The sequence below is a fragment of the Lysinibacillus sp. NPDC056959 genome, assembly GCF_042674095.1.
GTDB lineage: Bacteria > Bacillota > Bacilli > Bacillales_A > Planococcaceae > Lysinibacillus > Lysinibacillus zambalensis.
This window is the reverse complement of the sequence record NZ_JBHURE010000014.1, coordinates 45,391-62,597: the sequence shown is the minus strand read 5'-3', so window position 1 is coordinate 62,597 and position 17,207 is coordinate 45,391. Positions and strand designations below refer to the sequence as shown.

16 protein-coding genes and 1 other annotated feature are annotated in these 17,207 nt (G+C 35.3%); of the genes, 5 read left to right on the top strand and 11 right to left on the bottom strand.

The features are described 5' to 3' along the window. Nucleotides 1-84: 84 nt before the first annotated feature. The 4 genes from ACFTQ7_RS15960 to ACFTQ7_RS15945 all read right to left on the bottom strand — a co-directional run bounded on the left by ACFTQ7_RS15960 (nt 85) and on the right by ACFTQ7_RS15945 (nt 3,298). Nucleotides 85-1,239 carry a S8 family peptidase gene (locus ACFTQ7_RS15960; protein WP_386829894.1) on the bottom strand — a complete coding sequence of 385 codons (1,155 nt, stop codon included), beginning with the start codon at nt 1,237-1,239 and terminating at the stop codon, nt 85-87. Between the two features lie 511 nt (nt 1,240-1,750). Then, on the bottom strand, nt 1,751-2,578 hold the full coding sequence (locus ACFTQ7_RS15955; RefSeq protein WP_386829893.1) for a hypothetical protein: 828 nt from the start codon (nt 2,576-2,578) through the stop codon (nt 1,751-1,753). Between the two features lie 87 nt (nt 2,579-2,665). Next, on the bottom strand, nt 2,666-3,064 hold the full coding sequence (locus ACFTQ7_RS15950) for a hypothetical protein (RefSeq protein WP_386829892.1): 399 nt from the start codon (nt 3,062-3,064) through the stop codon (nt 2,666-2,668). A gap of 21 nt (nt 3,065-3,085) precedes the next feature. Further along, on the bottom strand, nt 3,086-3,298 hold the full coding sequence (locus tag ACFTQ7_RS15945; RefSeq protein ID WP_386829891.1) for a helix-turn-helix transcriptional regulator: 213 nt from the start codon (nt 3,296-3,298) through the stop codon (nt 3,086-3,088). 244 nt (nt 3,299-3,542) lie between these two features. Here ACFTQ7_RS15945 and ACFTQ7_RS15940 point away from each other — a divergent pair, with 244 nt between their 5' ends. Beyond that, nucleotides 3,543-4,352, top strand: coding sequence for an EcsC family protein (locus ACFTQ7_RS15940; protein ID WP_386829890.1), 810 nt, complete (start codon nt 3,543-3,545; stop codon nt 4,350-4,352). A 79-nt stretch (nt 4,353-4,431) separates the two neighbouring features. Here the strand turns inward: ACFTQ7_RS15940 and ACFTQ7_RS15935 are convergent, their stop codons facing one another. Further along, on the bottom strand, nt 4,432-5,400 hold the full coding sequence (locus ACFTQ7_RS15935) for a quinone oxidoreductase family protein (protein WP_386829889.1): 969 nt from the start codon (nt 5,398-5,400) through the stop codon (nt 4,432-4,434). A 64-nt stretch (nt 5,401-5,464) separates the two neighbouring features. Between ACFTQ7_RS15935 and ACFTQ7_RS15930 the strand changes: the two genes are divergently transcribed. Both ACFTQ7_RS15930 and ACFTQ7_RS15925 read left to right on the top strand, forming a co-directional pair. Further along, a complete protein-coding gene (locus ACFTQ7_RS15930) occupies nt 5,465-6,082 on the top strand; it encodes a hypothetical protein (protein WP_386829888.1) in 618 nt (205 codons plus the stop codon). A 152-nt stretch (nt 6,083-6,234) separates the two neighbouring features. Further along, nucleotides 6,235-6,500 (top strand) — a binding site (T-box leader). A 70-nt stretch (nt 6,501-6,570) separates the two neighbouring features. Then, nucleotides 6,571-7,812: an MFS transporter gene (locus ACFTQ7_RS15925; RefSeq protein WP_386829887.1), complete on the top strand. Its 1,242-nt coding sequence runs from the start codon at nt 6,571-6,573 to the stop codon at nt 7,810-7,812. Nucleotides 7,813-7,987: 175 nt separating this feature from the next. On the opposite strand, the gene ACFTQ7_RS15920 is transcribed toward ACFTQ7_RS15925, so the two are convergent. The 4 genes from ACFTQ7_RS15920 to ACFTQ7_RS15905 form a co-directional block, all read right to left on the bottom strand. Further along, nucleotides 7,988-8,941, bottom strand: coding sequence for a methyl-accepting chemotaxis protein (locus tag ACFTQ7_RS15920; RefSeq protein WP_386829886.1), 954 nt, complete (start codon nt 8,939-8,941; stop codon nt 7,988-7,990). A 214-nt stretch (nt 8,942-9,155) separates the two neighbouring features. Then, on the bottom strand, nt 9,156-10,340 hold the full coding sequence (locus ACFTQ7_RS15915; RefSeq protein WP_349661596.1) for an NAD(P)/FAD-dependent oxidoreductase: 1,185 nt from the start codon (nt 10,338-10,340) through the stop codon (nt 9,156-9,158). Between the two features lie 50 nt (nt 10,341-10,390). After that, complete coding sequence (locus ACFTQ7_RS15910) at nt 10,391-10,819, bottom strand: helical membrane plugin domain-containing protein (RefSeq protein WP_079563022.1); 429 nt, start codon at nt 10,817-10,819, stop codon at nt 10,391-10,393. 460 nt (nt 10,820-11,279) lie between these two features. Then, nucleotides 11,280-11,897 (bottom strand): TetR/AcrR family transcriptional regulator, encoded by a 618-nt coding sequence (locus ACFTQ7_RS15905; protein ID WP_386829885.1) that lies wholly within the window; start codon nt 11,895-11,897, stop codon nt 11,280-11,282. Between the two features lie 123 nt (nt 11,898-12,020). Here ACFTQ7_RS15905 and ACFTQ7_RS15900 point away from each other — a divergent pair, with 123 nt between their 5' ends. Continuing rightward, nucleotides 12,021-14,207 (top strand): MMPL family transporter, encoded by a 2,187-nt coding sequence (locus ACFTQ7_RS15900; protein ID WP_386829884.1) that lies wholly within the window; start codon nt 12,021-12,023, stop codon nt 14,205-14,207. Nucleotides 14,208-14,407: 200 nt separating this feature from the next. Here ACFTQ7_RS15900 and ACFTQ7_RS15895 read toward each other — a convergent pair whose 3' ends face one another. Further along, the gene (locus tag ACFTQ7_RS15895) at nt 14,408-15,922 is read right to left on the bottom strand and encodes a DHA2 family efflux MFS transporter permease subunit (RefSeq protein WP_386829883.1); all 1,515 of its coding nucleotides are present in this window, start codon (nt 15,920-15,922) and stop codon (nt 14,408-14,410) included. A 157-nt stretch (nt 15,923-16,079) separates the two neighbouring features. Between ACFTQ7_RS15895 and ACFTQ7_RS15890 the strand changes: the two genes are divergently transcribed. Next, nucleotides 16,080-16,985, top strand: a complete 906-nt coding sequence (locus tag ACFTQ7_RS15890) for a TetR/AcrR family transcriptional regulator (protein ID WP_386829882.1) — start codon at nt 16,080-16,082, stop codon at nt 16,983-16,985. Between the two features lie 123 nt (nt 16,986-17,108). Here ACFTQ7_RS15890 and cydS read toward each other — a convergent pair whose 3' ends face one another. Beyond that, on the bottom strand, nt 17,109-17,207 hold the full coding sequence (cydS, locus tag ACFTQ7_RS15885) for a cytochrome bd oxidase small subunit CydS family protein (RefSeq protein ID WP_386829881.1): 99 nt from the start codon (nt 17,205-17,207) through the stop codon (nt 17,109-17,111).

The following is a 17,207-nucleotide window of genomic DNA, read 5'->3' as shown; positions in this document are numbered from 1 at the left end:
TAATTTTAAAAAAGAGAGAGTATGTTCATAATCATTAAAATTAATTTTAAATTAACCTATTTTTATTCATTTATTATTATGTTTTTATTTAATTGGCTGATATAAGTCTTTTATATACTTTGCAGTTGAGACGGATTCTTGAATCAAAGATATTAATAATTCACGCTCATTTTCTGTTGAATATTCGTTCAAACATTGTGTAAAGAAAGCTTGTGATTTTCGAGCCTCACAAAAACATTTAAGTAGTAATGATTTATCTAGTATAATTTCGGGTTGTTCATTAGAATCAACTTCTATACTAACGTCTTTCGATAAATTAATAATAGAGATTGTTTCTCCGTAATCCCCCATTCGTACATTGTCTGTGTGCTGCATTAAATACTTAAACAATTGCGGTTCTGTAGGCTTAGATTTTGTTAAGTTTTCATATTTATTGATTAATAATGATAATGCCCCACTTACATGCGGAACAGCCATGGAAGTCCCTGATAAATCGACATAATTTGTATTTAGATATGTTGATTTAATATCAACCCCTGGAGCATAGATATCTACTTCTTTATTAGTACTAGTAAAATTGGCCACTTCATTATTATTATCCGTAGCACCAACAGCTATCACTTCTTCATACCCAGCTGGATAAGAGTATTCATCAGTTGATAAATCTCCATCACCCTCGTTACCAGATGCTACAACAACTGCAATATTATTAGAAATTGCTTGTTTTATGGCATTATGAAGAATTTCTATAGAAGACGATAAACCTAATGATAAAGATAGAATGTTAACTCTTTCATTATTTGGACCTGTCCAGTTTATAGCATATTCAATAGCTTTAACTACTGAATCAACGGTACCACTCCCTCTATAATCTAAGACTTTTAAAATAAGTAAACTAGCTTCAGGTGCTACGCCTACTATCCCAAAATTATTATATGAGGCTGCTATTGTTCCTCCTACATGTGTACCATGACCATTTAAATCCTTAAAAATAGTTACGTCTCCATCTGATTCTTTTGTAAAATTATACCCACCAATAATGCGATCCTGTAAGTCTATGTGAAAATAGTTGCAACCAGTATCTAATATAGCTACGACAACACCTCTGCCTTTATATCCTTGATCCCAAAGGTATTTAGCACCAATACTCGAGATATTATTAGTTACTTCATCTTTTAACTTCTCCTTATCAAAAGAATGTGATTCTACTATTAATTTAACTTGAGTATCCTTCATCATCCTCGAACACCCCCAATAATATTTGTATGGTATATATAGAATAAGGAAACTCAAATATCACAACCTTTTTTGAAAGATATTCTATAAACGATTTATTATTTGTTAAAGAGTCACCAAAGTTAGACACGTTTTTTGTTAGGCAGCTTGAGTAAAATGAACTCGGAATTCTACTGAATTCAACATTTAATTTTTCCTACCTCTTGTTCAATTTAAATCCGTTATATCTGTTTCTCTTTCCTTATTTTGTTTTATATTTCAGTTTGACGACTTATATCAAGAAAAAATTGCAGAACCTTTCGCAGACAAGTTTAGCCTTTCTTTTATGATATAAAGCAGGCAAACTTAATTACTGACAATATATCTCTATTCTTAAACAAAAAAGTTGAAACTAGTCAAAACCACAAAAAGCACGAGAAATCAATTTTAGAAATGTTGATTTCTCGCGCTTTTTTGATTTGAAATTTTTAATTTTTGCTTTAAGATATACTTATGTTCAACCACTCATTTTTTTCTATTTCACTGGACATTCATTTGGCCGTGACGCGTTAGAAACGCACATGCGACAAGTCCATGCAGCTTTAGCTAACTTAACCCCACATGAAATGCACCCTATACAAATCAACGGGTTAGCGCATGAACAGCACATACTAATACAAGAACTACCCCAAATTAAACAGTCAACAATGCCATAACATAATTCTTGATCCATACACTTCGCCCATTTTAGTGAACATGTATTTGCCTGTATTGTTACAATCTCATTATCTTCATTGATAAAGGTTCTTTCCTGATCAATAAATGCCACGGGAATATTGCTGCCTTCATCAATGGCAAGTAATCCGATCTCAACTTCTTTTTTGTAAATAGGCAAAATAAATAATTTTGTTGATTCTGAATAAGTTTCAACTTCTTTTTCAAAGGCAGTTTTCTCATTTTGAATAACATACTCTTCTTCTTTTTTAATTGAATAACCCTGAGCTTTTATATGATTAACAATTCGCTCGAGTTTTTCATTATTAGTAATAGTACTCTGTCTTAGTGTTTTTACTAGAGTAGTATTTTTTGTTTTAGTTGCTACATTATAAAAATAGCTATTTTTTAACTCTACATATTGCACATCCCCATCTAGTCCTTCAAATGTCCTAATTGGAACAGTAAATTGACTTCCAATCAATTTTTCTTTAGCTTGAACTTCTCCAGGTGTGAAATCAACTTTACTTGCATTTAGTTTAGAGAAATCGGCTGCAAAATTAAACTTAGATATTACTCGATCCTTAATTTTATCCACTACTATCTGTTGTTCTCGAGTGTTTAAAGATAATGCGCTCATAATTGTCATAAAAAAATTCCTCCCTAATATATGGTGTTTTATTGTACGTACACCATATATAGAAGAATTAAAATGAAAATTAACAACCTTGAAGCGTTAATTTATAAATTGTTGTACTACTTGAGAAATCATAAATACCAAAAGACTAAATATAATACCCGCAACTATCGTATCAAAAGCTTCAAATATAAAGAAACCTTGTTGAATTCCATACGCTCCAGTTATCAAAAAAATTATAATAAATACATAAGATATGGCCAACGACAGTTTAATTTTCCCTAAAATTCGATGATCCGCAACTACATAACTAGTGTTCCAACCATCCTTCTTTTTATCAATTAAGAATCGGACGACTTGATAACCTAAACCTATAGATGATATCCCCCAAACAATCCAAAGTTTATCACCTCTACTATACGTAGAATAGGTTAAATATCCAACCGATAAGAATAAGTATGTGTAAAAAATTAAGACCATCCATTTTTTTGAACGCATATTAATTTCCTCCTTAATTCTTTAGTCCTCGTGGAAAAAAAATAATTTTTCTATTGGTTCCTTCAATACCAAAGAAATCATTAATACTACACCAATTGATGGCTCATATTTTTGTTTCTCAATTGCTATAACTGTTTGTCTGTGTACACCAATCTTTTCAGCAAATTCTTCTTGTGTTAGATCGATCAATCGTCGATAATAGCGTACATTATTATTTACTTTGCCTTTTTTCAATTTTTCCACCTCTGAATGTAGAGTATCATATACAAAATGTATTGCAAATCATACATTATTGAATAATCAGAAAATATAAGACGTTATTATAATTAAAAAGGACACTAGCTATAATTAACTAGTGAACCTCTCATACCACATATCCCTCTTAAGGTTTACTCCTTAAATTTATAAAAACGATCGAAACCTTTTTAAAAATCTTTTCGTATTTATACTAAATGCACATATAAGGGGAAAAGACAAAATGGAGAATCTCGAGCAATTAGAAAAGCATTTGCAAGAAGTTCAAGCGTGGGAGAAAGATCAAAAGGACTTATGGTTTTGGGAGAAATTAGGTCGCATTCCGTTTAAAATCTTAGATAAGATGACACCTGCCTTTCTTCAAAATAAGATAGCATTACTAGTTGATGAATTAGGGAGCTATATTCAATCAGGTGGGCAATACTTAATTAATGAACAGGCTATGCTGCAGAAAATACGCAACAATTCTTCATTTCATAAAATTTTTGCTATATCTGATATAGGACAAATTCCTTTGGAGGATATGATTGCTCTAAGTGACAAACTTCAAAATGAACGCGTAAAGTTAGCAACAGTACAAGGTGCTTCTACCGGCTTTGGTGGTATCTTTACACTAGCTATAGACATTCCTTTTATTTTAGGAATGGCTTTAAAAACATTGCAGGAGATTGCGATCATTCACGGCTATAATCCAAACGATAAAATGGAACGAATTTTCATCGTTAAATGTCTCCAATTCTCCTCTGCTGATATTGTCGGCAAAGAAGCTATATTGAAAGAGCTTTCTTCTATGCATACGACGAATCATGCAGCGGAGGATATGATTTCACAACTGCAAGGTTGGCAGGAAGTATTTTTTACGTATCGCGATCAATTCGGCTGGAAAAAGCTGTTTCAAATGATTCCGGTAGCTGGGATGATTTTCGGTGCCTATGCAAATAAAGGAATGATTCAAGATGTTGCTGAAGCAGGAATTATGCTCTATCGCAAACGACGTATATATGAAAAAATCAATGAACTAGACAAGCAATAACACTAACTATGCCGATATAAAAGATGACTCTACAATATCAGAGTCATCTTTTTTATATCTACACTAGGATTTGATTACTTTATATTTTAATTAATATTTTGAATTGATGCTGGCGACTTTCCATCAAATCATGGGCTTTCTGCATGTCCTCTAATTTAAAGATTTTCGCAATAGGTACTTGGAAGCTCTCTTCCTTCAGCAATGCAAACATCTCCTGGGTAACTTGTTGGAGCATTTCTGGCTTGGAAGCTCGAGTCGTTCCTAGACTAAAACCTTTCACATTACGGCAGCTATTATGTAAATCAGATGTTTTTATATTACCTGCTTTACCACTACTATTTCCAAATTGCACTAGCGTACCATACGGAGCTAAACAGTGAAAGCTCTCTTCTGTAATATTTCCAGCGATAGAGTCAAAAATGATGTTTACACCTTGACCATCCGTATATTCATTGACTTGCGCACTAAAATTATCGTATGTCAGTACATGGTGGGCACCTAGCTCATAGGCAATTGTCGCTTTTTTCATATCACTGACTGTGCCAATAATATTTTTAGCACCTAGCTTTTTCGCCATTTGAATAAGCATTGTCCCTACCCCGCCAGATGCAGCATGAATTAGTACGCTATCGTTTGTACGAATTGGAGCGATTTGATGTGTTAAGAGATAGGATAAAAACAAAACCGTTGGCACAGCGGCTGCCTTCTCCAAAGAGACATCATTTGGAACTTTGAAGACAAGTTGCTCTTTCGCTACCACATATTCTGCATATGCTCCATCTTTCGGGAATGCAATAACGACATCACCAGCTTTAAATGCACTATTTTCATCGAAAACCTCTTCAACTACACCTGCTACATCTAAACCAAGTATCATTGGAAAATTTGCTTTTGCTTTATTACCTGTTCTATTTTTAATATCAGCAAAATTCACACTCGTATATGTCGTACGTATTAATACTTCCCCTGCTGAAATAGTCGGCTTTGGACATTCTACGTACTTTAAAACATCAGAAGTTCCAAACTCATTAATAATCACAGCCTTCATAAATTTCTCCCCCCTTGTTATAGTTAGATTATAAAATAAAAAAGGAATATATGGAGGTATTTCCATGAAAATCAAACTAAGAAAAGAACAATACAACGATATTCCATACAATTACTTTGATAACAAAAGTGACAGGGTGTGCTTCATGTTCTCTGGCACTGGCTATACGTATGAAAAGCCACTTCTTTATTATTCTACTGAGCTGATGCTGGAGCTTGGCTATGATGTAGTACAAGTATGCTATACGTTTGATTCGCAACAATTTGAACAGGAACCAGAAGCTATTTCAGCAATGGTTTATAATGCCGCAAATCCTATTGTGGAATTTATTTTAAGCACAAAATCTTATACCGAAGCTGTATACATAGGAAAATCACTCGGAACATTACCGATCACAGATTTTTATATGCAGCGAGTGTCATCTGTTCCTTCTCGTTATGTACTTTTGACACCCCTATTGTCACTAGATCATGTGATGAAAAATTTGCTTGGAAAGCAGGCATTTTTAGCAATCGGTACTGCTGACCCTCATTTTTCTAAAGAAAGATTAGAACTACTTTCTTCATTTGAGCTTACTATTGTAGAAAATGCTGACCATTCTCTTGAAATAAAAAATCATACAGTAGAGTCAGTGATTCTTTGCCAATCACTTTTAACAGAGCTTACAACCTATCTTCAATAAGAATATCGGAACCTTTTCATGAAATATCGGAATCATTCCTGCATTTATCGGAATGTTTTAGAAGTTTATCGGAACAATCCCTCGTTTTATCGGAATGTTTTAAAAATTCCAAAGAACACTTTACCAGTATTACAAATATATGCTACACTATCAAAAATACATTGAAGAGAAGAGTAAATAAGGCTGTTCTTCCCAGAGAGCTCGGGGTTGCTGAAAACGAGTAAGAACGAATTATTGAAACAAGCCTCGGAGTAGCGCATTGGATTTCTGTTTGAATGATGGTGCGACGGGAACTCCCGTTACAGAGAAACAGTATAAGCATACATATTTATGCCGTACTGAAAAGGCTATTATGGCGACATAATAGTGAACTAGGGTGGCACCACGTGAGTATAAATTCCGCAATCTCGTCCCTAAGACAAATTGTCTTGGGGGTGGGATTTTTTTGTTTTAGTTGTTACTTGTCATAACTAAAAGGAGGAATTTATATGAGTGTGAATAAATTAATAGAAACGTGGCGTTATCCGGCCATATTATTGTTTAGTATTGGTGTTTCCAGCGTCGGAAGCTGGATATATTTTATAGCTTTAAATCTAATTGTTTTAAACCTTACTGGATCCGCTATCGCTGTGTCTGGCTTATATATCGTTAGGGCTTTATCCAAACTTTTCGCCAGTTTTTGGTCAGGTAGTTTGATTGATCGTTTAAATAAAAAACATCTCATGATTGTTCTCAACCTTTTCGAATCTTTACTAATTGTCACACTACCTTTCTTCTCTACTTTGCCTTGGATATATTTCATGGTCTTTGTTATCACAATAGCTAGCTCTATGTATCATCCGACTTCGATGACCTACATTACAAAATTGATACCCGTTGAACAAAGAAAACGTTTTAACTCGCTTCGTAGCTTACTTGATTCCGGCGCATTCGTAACTGGTCCAGCTATTGCAGGACTGCTATTTACGATTGGATCACCTAATATGGCAATTTACTTGAATGCCATTGCATTATTTTTATCAGCCTGTATTACATTTGGAATGCCTAATATTGAGGCTAATCAACAACTGGCAAGTAAGGCCGATGCGAAATTTTCCTACAAGGTTTTATTCAGTGATTGGAAGCTTGTTATAAGATTTAGCCTTAAAAATCCTTATATTATGATGATCTATCTTTTATTTAGTGCAATGATTGTCATGATGACAGCTACGGATTCTTTAGAAGCTGCATTTGCTACTCAAGTACTATCATTATCCGAAGGTGAATACGGTGTTTTGGTGGGCATAGCAGGTGCTGGAGTATTAGTTGGTTCTTTAATGAATACAGCGATCGTTGAAAAAATACCAACTGCTTGGCTTATAGGTTTGGGGTCATTAATAACAGCATTAGGCTATTTAATTTTCACATCCTCTTATACATTTCTTATCGCTTCTTTAGGATTCTTTATTTTGTCCTTTGCGATGGCCTTTGCCAATACGGGCTTCTATACATTTTATCAAAACAATATTCCTGTCGATAGCATGGGGCGAATAGGCAGTATTTATGGTTTTGTAGAAGCCTTGTTCATTATTATCATCACTGCCGTCTTTGGGGTTGCCGCTGAAATTATATCTATACGATATGTTGTTGTTTCTGCTGCTCTTATAATGTTATTAGTATCAATTACTCTACTTATTTTTAATATTCAACCTTCAAAGGCCAAATTTTATTCAACTATTTCTAAGCTTTAGAGACTAGAGAATAAAGTGCGAAAAAATTCCTTCTTCCCCGTGAATTTGAAATGTGAATCATCACACTTAAACTAGTAAAGGAAAATAGAAAAAGACAACTTCTTGTTTGTATGTAGGACCGCAAGAGGTTGCCTTTTTCGAAGTTTAAACCGTATATTTTAGTGTCCGTCTACCATTAGGAAGTAGTTGGAAAGCATTTTACTTTATCTACTGCTTCCAATAATTTTTGTGTTACAACTTCCGATTCATCTATATGATCTGTTAGTACTTTATTTGTCTCGTCAAATAAAATCGTTGTAGTATTAAATTTATTCATAACATCTTCATTGGAAATTTTTTGACTTTTGATATAATCAAGCAGTTCATTCACCTCACCTTGAACATTTGTAATCATTAGCAATAATGCATTTATTTGTTCAGAGGTTTCGGTACTCTTTTTTATGCCTTCTGTAACTAACTGCATATTGTTCTTATTATCTTCATAGGCTTCTGAAATTTGCTCTTCTATTTTTTTCGTAAGGTTGGCTATATCCTCTGTGCTAGTTTTTGTATTTTCTGCTAGTTTTCTTACTTCCTCGGCAACAACCGAAAACCCTTTTCCATGCTCGCCCGCTCTAGCTGCTTCTATTGATGCATTTAACGCAAGTAAATTGGTTTGATTGGAAATATCACTAATGACTTTTACAATTTCTGCAATTTGTTTAGAGCGATCACTTAATTGGTTCATGCTCGATGAAGTTTTTTGGGATTGTTCACCTAGAGAATCGATTAAATACTCCACTTCTTGGACAGCTTGTTTACTTTCAATTGAAAGTGTCACCATCTCATCTGATGAAGTAATTAGAGAATTACCTTTTTCAAGTGCATTTTCAGATATAGTGTTAGAGTGAATTGTGCTATCCTCTACTTTGTTAAATTCCTCTAGAATTTTGGTAACCATTTTTCCTAAAACTATATGTTGATTATTGACTATATCATGTTGTTCAATAGTCGAAATAAGTTCTTTATGTAAGTCATTTAAAAATATTTGGAATTCATGATCCTTTTTATCAAGCTTTGCATTAAGCTCATCTATTTTTATCTTAAATTGCTCTATATCCTCTTTTTTTGATTGAAACATCGTTAACATAACTTATCACCTCTAGATAAATTTTCTTATATAACATGTATAAATTTTACTTGTTTTATAACGATTAATAAAGCAAATAACAAATTTATCCGGTTTTGTTCAAGAGATATTGCTACTTTCTTCACAATTCCACAGAATTATCTCAAATATAAAACCACCCTCACAGCAGACATTATGTCCATTGCAAAAGTGGTTTTAATTAGAAAAATATAAATTAATACGCTAAGCCGAATAGCGCTTTAATGTGTGTCAGATAGCGAATGTTAGACGCTTCTTTCATAAGTGTTGCAGGAAGACCTTTAAGTTGTGTGTTGCTAGCACCGATTGTCGCAACAGCGTCTTTACGGCCTAAGCTTGCAAGTGTACCAGAGTTAATTGCAGAGAAAGGCTTCATTTCTTGGTTTTTGTATTGTGCGAATAAGTTGTATCCAGCGCACTCACCCATTTGCCATGCAACTTGTGCAGTTGGTGCGTATAGCGGACGTCCGCCATCAGCTGGTAATGCTACAGATGCATCACCGATTACGAATACATCATCATGAGATGTAGATTGTAAGAATTCATTAATCGTAGCTTTACCGCGGTCTGCTGCAAGACCAGACTCGCCTACGATTGGAAGTGGAGCTACCCCACCTGTCCAAATAAGGGTATTGGCAACGATTGGTTCGCGATCTTTAAGAGAGATGACATTACCATCAACACCTGTTACAGGAGTGCTAGTAATGAATTCAACGCCACGTTTTGTTAAGCTTTCAGTAGCGCGTTGGATAAGTACATCCGGAAGTACTGGTAAGATTTTTGGACCAGCTTCAACAAGTTTAATTTTAAGGTCAGCAAAGTTAACACCGTGTTTTGCTGCGATTTTCGGGAAGTTGTCCACGATTTCACCAACAAGCTCTACACCTGTTAAACCGCCACCACCGATAACGATTGTTGCATCTGCTTCGTCTTTTGTTTGTGCATATGCTTTAATACGGTCTTCGATATGTTTGTTAATTTTATTTGCTTCGTTCACTGATTTAAGTACCATGGAGTTTTCTTCTAATCCTGGGATACCGAAGAATCCAGTTTGGCTACCTAAAGATACTACTAAAGTATCGTAATTTAAAGTATAACCAGTATCTAGGTCAACTTTTTTACTGTCTACGTTGAATTTTGTAACTTTAGCGATTTGTAAATCGATATCTAAACCTTTAAAGATTTTTTTAAGTGGTAAAGCAACAGCACCTTCAGCAATAGTACCACCAGCTAAACGGTGAAGTTCAGTGATAATTTGGTGTGTTGGGAATTGGTTTACTACAGTAATTTTAGCTTCATCAGCTGATAGATACTTACGTGCTGTTAATGCAGTTAAAACGCCAGCGTAACCAGCACCTAAGATGACGATTTCTTTTGACATGATTAATTAATCCTCCGTCCGTACGTTTTGAATATATCTCGAGTCGAGTCTTATTTAGCTTTACGTTCAGCGCTTACTTGTAAGAAAGCATTAACAAAACGGAAAACACCTTGAACTTGTGGGTCTTTTAACATTTTCATAAGACCGAATAAACCAATTACTTCTTGGCTTTCAGACGCACGGTCTTTCGCTTCAATTGCAGTAGCTGCAAGATTTTTAGCTGAGCCTACTACTGGGCCTGCCATTTCTGTTACCGCACCAACAGTATCATTTTTCAGTACTTCGTCAGTTGCAACAGCTTGAGCAAACTCATATGATTTTGTTAATAGCGTCATCATTTCAGTTAACTTTGGTAATTGTTCAACTAAAGTTGTAAGTGATTCCTGAACCTCAGGCTTTAATAATTGATCTAGCACATCCAATTGTTCTTGACTCACAGTTAATTGTTCAGACTGTGTTTGGTTATTCGTTTCTGACATTTTGAACTCTCCTTTGCCATCACTATCACTATTTTAATTTTTATTGCTTCCATGTAAAAAAGACCATTAAGGCACTTCTTAACAGTCGTTACAGCGCTTATATCTTACAAATCACCAGTCTCAAGAACTGGATAGCAATTCGTATAATTTGTTATTACAATGTTAACTTTATTTTGCAAAAAGCGCATCATAATTCCATCCTATCTTGTCTTGGTGACGTTACAACCTCCATTATAAGGTTGTTTGTATATTATTTCAATGAGCTAAATCACAATTTCGACAATCTTTTCAAAATTCATTGATTTGTAACTATATATTTGTAATTAAGTTTGCTTTGTATCCCAAATACAACATTTTTAATCTCAAATTTATTAAAATACATCTGATCTAATCTTCCCCTAAATCGATTGCGTAATACTTATTTTATTTTCAGCATACATACTACATAAAATGAAAGAAATCATTTTTCAACAGATTTCCAGAAAAAGTCTATAATTTCTTTCGCGGCCATAGCTTCTGATTGAAATATCCTTTTCCCTTCCCCATCTTTAACGTATCCTACTGACATTAAAGCCAAAAACGAATGGGCAAAAAAAGTAGCATTCCCCTTCCGAATCGTGCCTAGTTCCATCTCTAACTGCATCGCATGCTCTATCGTTTTATACATATTATTTTCTGATGCTTGCACTTCTTTTAACTGAGATTCCGATAAATTAATTGTCGCTTCTCTCATAAAATTTTTCATATCAATATCTACAGTGGCCGATAAATGAATTTCAACAAGCTTCTCTAACCGATCTTTAAATGATATTGACTCCTCTAAGATCTGTAAAATGGAAAGTTTAATTTGATTCATCATTGCTAGCAAAGCTGATGTATATAAATCCCCTTTAGTCGGGTAATAGTAATAGATAGTAGCCTTTGTAACGTTACAAGCTTTTGCTACATCAGCCATCGAAATATTTTTATAGCCTTCTTTGATAAAAAGCCTAGTTGCCGTTTCAAGAACAATATCTTTTTTTGGTTTCGCATTCTCATCATGGCGAGGTCTTCCGAGAACACGCGGTGACTGCTTCAACAAGTTCGCCCCCTTATAAAGGATTCATTTTAGACATAGTATAGCATATAATTTTTTACAATTGATTAATTAACCTTCTGGTATATATAATTAAAATCACTTACATGAAACGGAGGTCTTTAAATGAAAAAGCACCCACTAGAGCAATGGGGCTCAATGGTAACAAGTAAAAAAGGGCGCTTTTTAGCCCTTGCCTTTTGGATTTCACTAGTTGTTGTACTGTCATTTGCCTGGCCACAGATTAATAGTATCAAGAGCGAATCTGGTAAAAATTTACCCGAAAGTGAAATGTCTCAGCAGGCAGCAACTATTATTGCAGAACAATTTCCGAATGATGCAGGTACACCATTATTACTCGTCTGGCATCGAGAAAGCGGGCTAACTACTGATGATTTTGTTGCTATCCAAAAAGTTTACGGAGAGCTTAAAGCTAAACCTTTAGCAAATCAAACTGTTATTCCACCATATGATAAAATGCCACCTCAAGCCTTTTTAGCGTCTGCATCTGACAATGGCACAACAATTGTAACTCCTGTTTTCTTTGAAAAAGGCGTGGCTACGGATGCGTTGCGAGAGAGTTTAAAGTCATTAACAAAAACAATGGATAAGTATAATATCCAACTAGATAAAGACTTAGTTAGTGACAATCTTCATGTGCGTTATTCTGGACCGGTTGGTATCGCTACGGATGCTGTCGGTTTATTCTCCCAAGCTGATGTTAAATTACTAATTGCGACAGTACTCCTTGTTTTAGTATTACTAATTATTATTTATCGTTCACCGTTATTAGCCATTATTCCATTAATGGTTGTTGCTCTTGCCTACGTCGTTATAAGTCCAACGCTCGGTTTTTTCGCCGATCATAGATGGATCGATAAGGACCCGCAGGCTGTCTCTATTATGACTGTATTACTCTTTGGAGCAGGTACAGACTATTGTTTATTTTTAATATCAAAGTATCGAGAGATATTATTTCATATTGAAGATAAGACTACTGCCATGAAGCTTACTATAAAGGAGTCTGGCGGTGCGATTTTGATGAGTGCATTAACGGTTGTTATCGGTTTAGCTACTCTTAGCCTTGCCCATTATGGTGCATTCCAACGCTTTGCAATTCCGTTTAGCTTTGGTGTACTAGTGATGGGTGTAGCAGCGTTAGTTGTACTTCCAGCAATTCTTGTTATTATAGGTCGAGTTGCCTTCTTCCCATTCATACCGCGAACAGAGGATATGGCTTATAAAAAAGGAAAAAAACAGCACAAACCAACACATAAAATAAGCCGCACAATTGGGCGCACTGTAACGCATAAACCATGGGTGGTCATTGTTGTCACTTTACTGTTCCTTGGTGGGTTAGCAGCATTCGTACCACGTATTCAGTATACTTTTGATCTATTATCGTCATTTCCTGAGAATATGCCATCCCGCGAAGGCTTTAATTTAATAGAAGAAAATTTTTCACCTGGCGAATTAGCTCCAGTTCAGCTCGTCATTGATACTGAGGGTATAGATATCCGCTTGCAGCAGCAATTAGCTGAAATCTCTTATATTGATAGTGTTGCAGATAGCCGAATTGGAGAGAAAAATAATGCTATCCAATTGTACGAGATTTCTTTAAACGCGAATCCTTATGCTAAGGAATCGTTAGCTCATATTCCAGAGCTTAAAGCAGCGGTTATAAAAATGCTTGAGGATGAAGGTATAAAAGATGCAGATAAACATATTTGGATTGGCGGCGAAACAGCTAGTCAATATGATACACAGCAATTAACTGTACGCGATGAAACTGTTATTATGCCAACAATGATTGCTTTAATTGCTTTATTATTATTCATTTATCTACGTTCCATAACAGCTACTGTTTACTTATTAGCAACAGTTATTATTTCTTATTTCGGGGCACTTGGTGCAGGTTGGCTAATTTTACACCATGTAATGGGGGCAGATGCCATTTCAGGAGCAATTCCACTCTATGCATTTGTATTTTTAGTAGCTCTCGGGGAAGATTATAATATCTTTATGATTTCGGAAATTTGGAAAAAACGCAGAACAGTAGATCATTTGACAGCTATTGAGGAAGGTGTTGTACGAACAGGAAGCGTTATTACATCTGCTGGTTTAATTTTAGCTGGAACATTCGCTGTACTTGCTACCTTACCTATTCAAGTACTTGTTCAGTTCGGTGTCGTTACGGCAATTGGCGTGTTGCTTGATACATTCATTGTACGTCCATTGCTGGTACCTGCTATTACTACTGTTCTCGGTAAATATGCGTTTTGGCCAGGAGCATTATTTAAAAAGAACGATTAAAATTGTTGCACGGACATTAGCACAAAAGGTTAGGATGATTTTAAAATATTCATCCATCCTTTAGCTTTTGCTAATATCCGTGCTATTTTGTGTGCCCATACAACGATACGTATTGCTATAATGCATCAAAAAACTCCCCTTCGATAAGCAGAAATATATTTTTCATCTGTCTACCTATAGGGGAGCATATCGACTCATTATTATTTAGTTGGTTTTTTCATATCCATTGAAGCCGCTGCGCTTTCAACTTTAACGCGTTTTAAGAAGAACGCAAGTACAAGTGCAAGAACTGTAATACACGCTGCAATGAAGAATGAGTGTGTAATACCATCTAATAAAGCCATTTGCTTAATGTGCTCCTGCATTTGCTGCATTTGTTCTGGCGTCGGTACAACACCTGATTGCCCTGCATTCGCTTTTGCTTCTGCAATTAATTCTTCAGCTTTTGCTATTGCACGGTTATTCATGAACGTTACCATCACAGCACTACCAATCGCCCCTGCCACTTGCTGTAGAGTATTATTAATAGCAGTACCATGTGGGTTCATCATTTGTGGTAATTGGTTTAAACCGTTTGTCATAATTGGCATCATAACCATTGACATACCAAACATACGAATTGTGTACAAGGACACAATAAATGTATAGCTTGAATCTAACTCTAACTTTGTTAAACCAAATGTCGCAATTGTTGTAATCGCTAAACCGATAATCGCTAATAGACGCGGTCCAAATTTATCAAAAAGCTTCCCTGTAATCGGCGACATAATCCCCATTACAAGTGCCCCTGGAAGCATCATTAAGCCCGCTTCGAATGGTTCAATTCCACGAATTGATTGTACATAAGCTGGTGTTAAAATCATCCCAGAGAACATAGCCATTGAGACAATAACCGAGATAGCTGATCCCAACGCAAACATTGGATATTTATAAATACGTAATTCTAGCAAAGGCTGATCCATACGTAGTTGTTTAAATATGAAGATGATTAAAGCAAGTAGACCAACTGAAATCGTGCCATATACCCAAGGACTTGACCAGCCTTTATCCCCTGCCGTACTGAAACCATATAAAATACCACCGAATGCAATTGTTGATAATAGTACTGATGGGACATCTAAATGAACTTTACGTGTCTCCATTACATTATCTAATTTCCAAATACCAAACAATAAGCTAATGACAGCAAACGGAATAATCATTTGGAATAGCATACGCCAATCGTGATGCTCAACAATATATCCTGATAATGTAGGGCCGATTGCTGGTGCAGAAATCATCACTAGACCGAAAATACCCATTGCTGCTCCGCGTTTTTCTTTTGGGAAACTAATCAGCATTACATTCATTAGAAGTGGTGACATACTTGCTGCCCCTGCTGCCTGCACCATACGACCTGCTAAAAGTGTACCGAAGTTAGGTGCAAAGCCAGCCATAACCGTACCGATTGTAAAGACTGACATCGCTGCAATAAATAAATGTCTATTTTTAAAGCGTGTTACGAAGAATGCTGAAGCAGGTACCAAAATACCACTCACAAGCATATAACCTGTTGCGAGCCATTGTACTGTTGAATACGTTATATCAAAATCTTTCATGATTGTTGGTAATGCAACATTTAACAATGTGTTATTTAAAAAAGCAACAAAAGCACCCACAAATAAAATTGAAATCATTCCATAGGGGGGCTTTTTCAGTGTTTGCTCACTATTCATTTATATCCCTCAATTCTTTCTTGTTTTTTTCGATAAAACTTATTTTATACTCGCAGTCTACTTTTTTCAAGAATTAAGATTATAAATTTTAAAAACATTGATATATAGGCGTTTTAGCTATAGAATAAGAGTATAATATTTTAAAAAAGGTGAGGTTATGAACAAAAGAAAAAGACAAATCATCACAGCTGCCCGTGCTCTTTTTATTGAAAAAGGCATTGTAGATGCATCGATTAATGACATCATTAGTTCCGCTAAAATTTCAAAAGGCACATTTTACAATCATTTTTCTTCTAAAAATGAATGCTTAATCGCCATATTAGATGAAGGGCGCGAAGAAGCAAGTAATCGTCGCCACGAACTTCTTTACGGTAAGGATCCTACTGATTTAGAAGTATTAACACAGCAAGTTGCAGTACTCATGTATGTCAATCGAGAACAAAATTTAATTCAGATTTTTGAATCGATTTTCCATTCTCGTGATAAAGAACTGAATAAAATTATTTTAAATTTTTATTTACAAGAGTTAGAGTGGCTCGCCAATCGACTTGTACAAGTTTTTGGAGAAGAAATTAGTCCCATTAGCTATGAATGTGCTGTGCAGACACTTGGTATGATTAACCTTACATTACGTGCCGTCTTAATTGCTGACTATAAATATATAAATCGCGAAGCCATTGTACGTGTAGCATTACGCAATATTAGCGTAATTATACCCGTTATGCTTGAATCAAAAGAAATCATCATTAGTACGGAAATGATCAATACGATTCAAAACGTCGCGAATTTTAAAACAGTAGATAAGGAAACGGTCATCGAGCAATTAACAGGCTTTAAAAAAGGATTAGCTAAGAACGAAACAGTAGAAGGATTAGAATACGTGGAATTCTTATTAGAGGAATTACAGCGTGAGAAACCGAAGCTCTTTATTATCGAATCACTTCTTACACCTTTCCGTAAAGCATTCGTTGGAACCGTACACGCAGAAGAGGCACGTGACATCGCTAATAGCTTGTGGCGCTATGTAAAAATTGAGCGACCATCTGAGCGGTGCTTAAAATAACCACATAAACAAAAGGAGCCATATAGAAAGTCAAACATTCACGACTTTCCATCTAGCTCCTTTTTTAAGCTTCTATCCTATTAAATTTCGGGGATCAGCGTCCATTTACGGTGATAAAGCCCATTACTTAATTTGACGATCTTTCGGTCCTATCCAAAAGCCAACCGCAATGCTAATAGCTACTACAAGAAAAGGTGCATACAAAATAATAAATTGATTCAT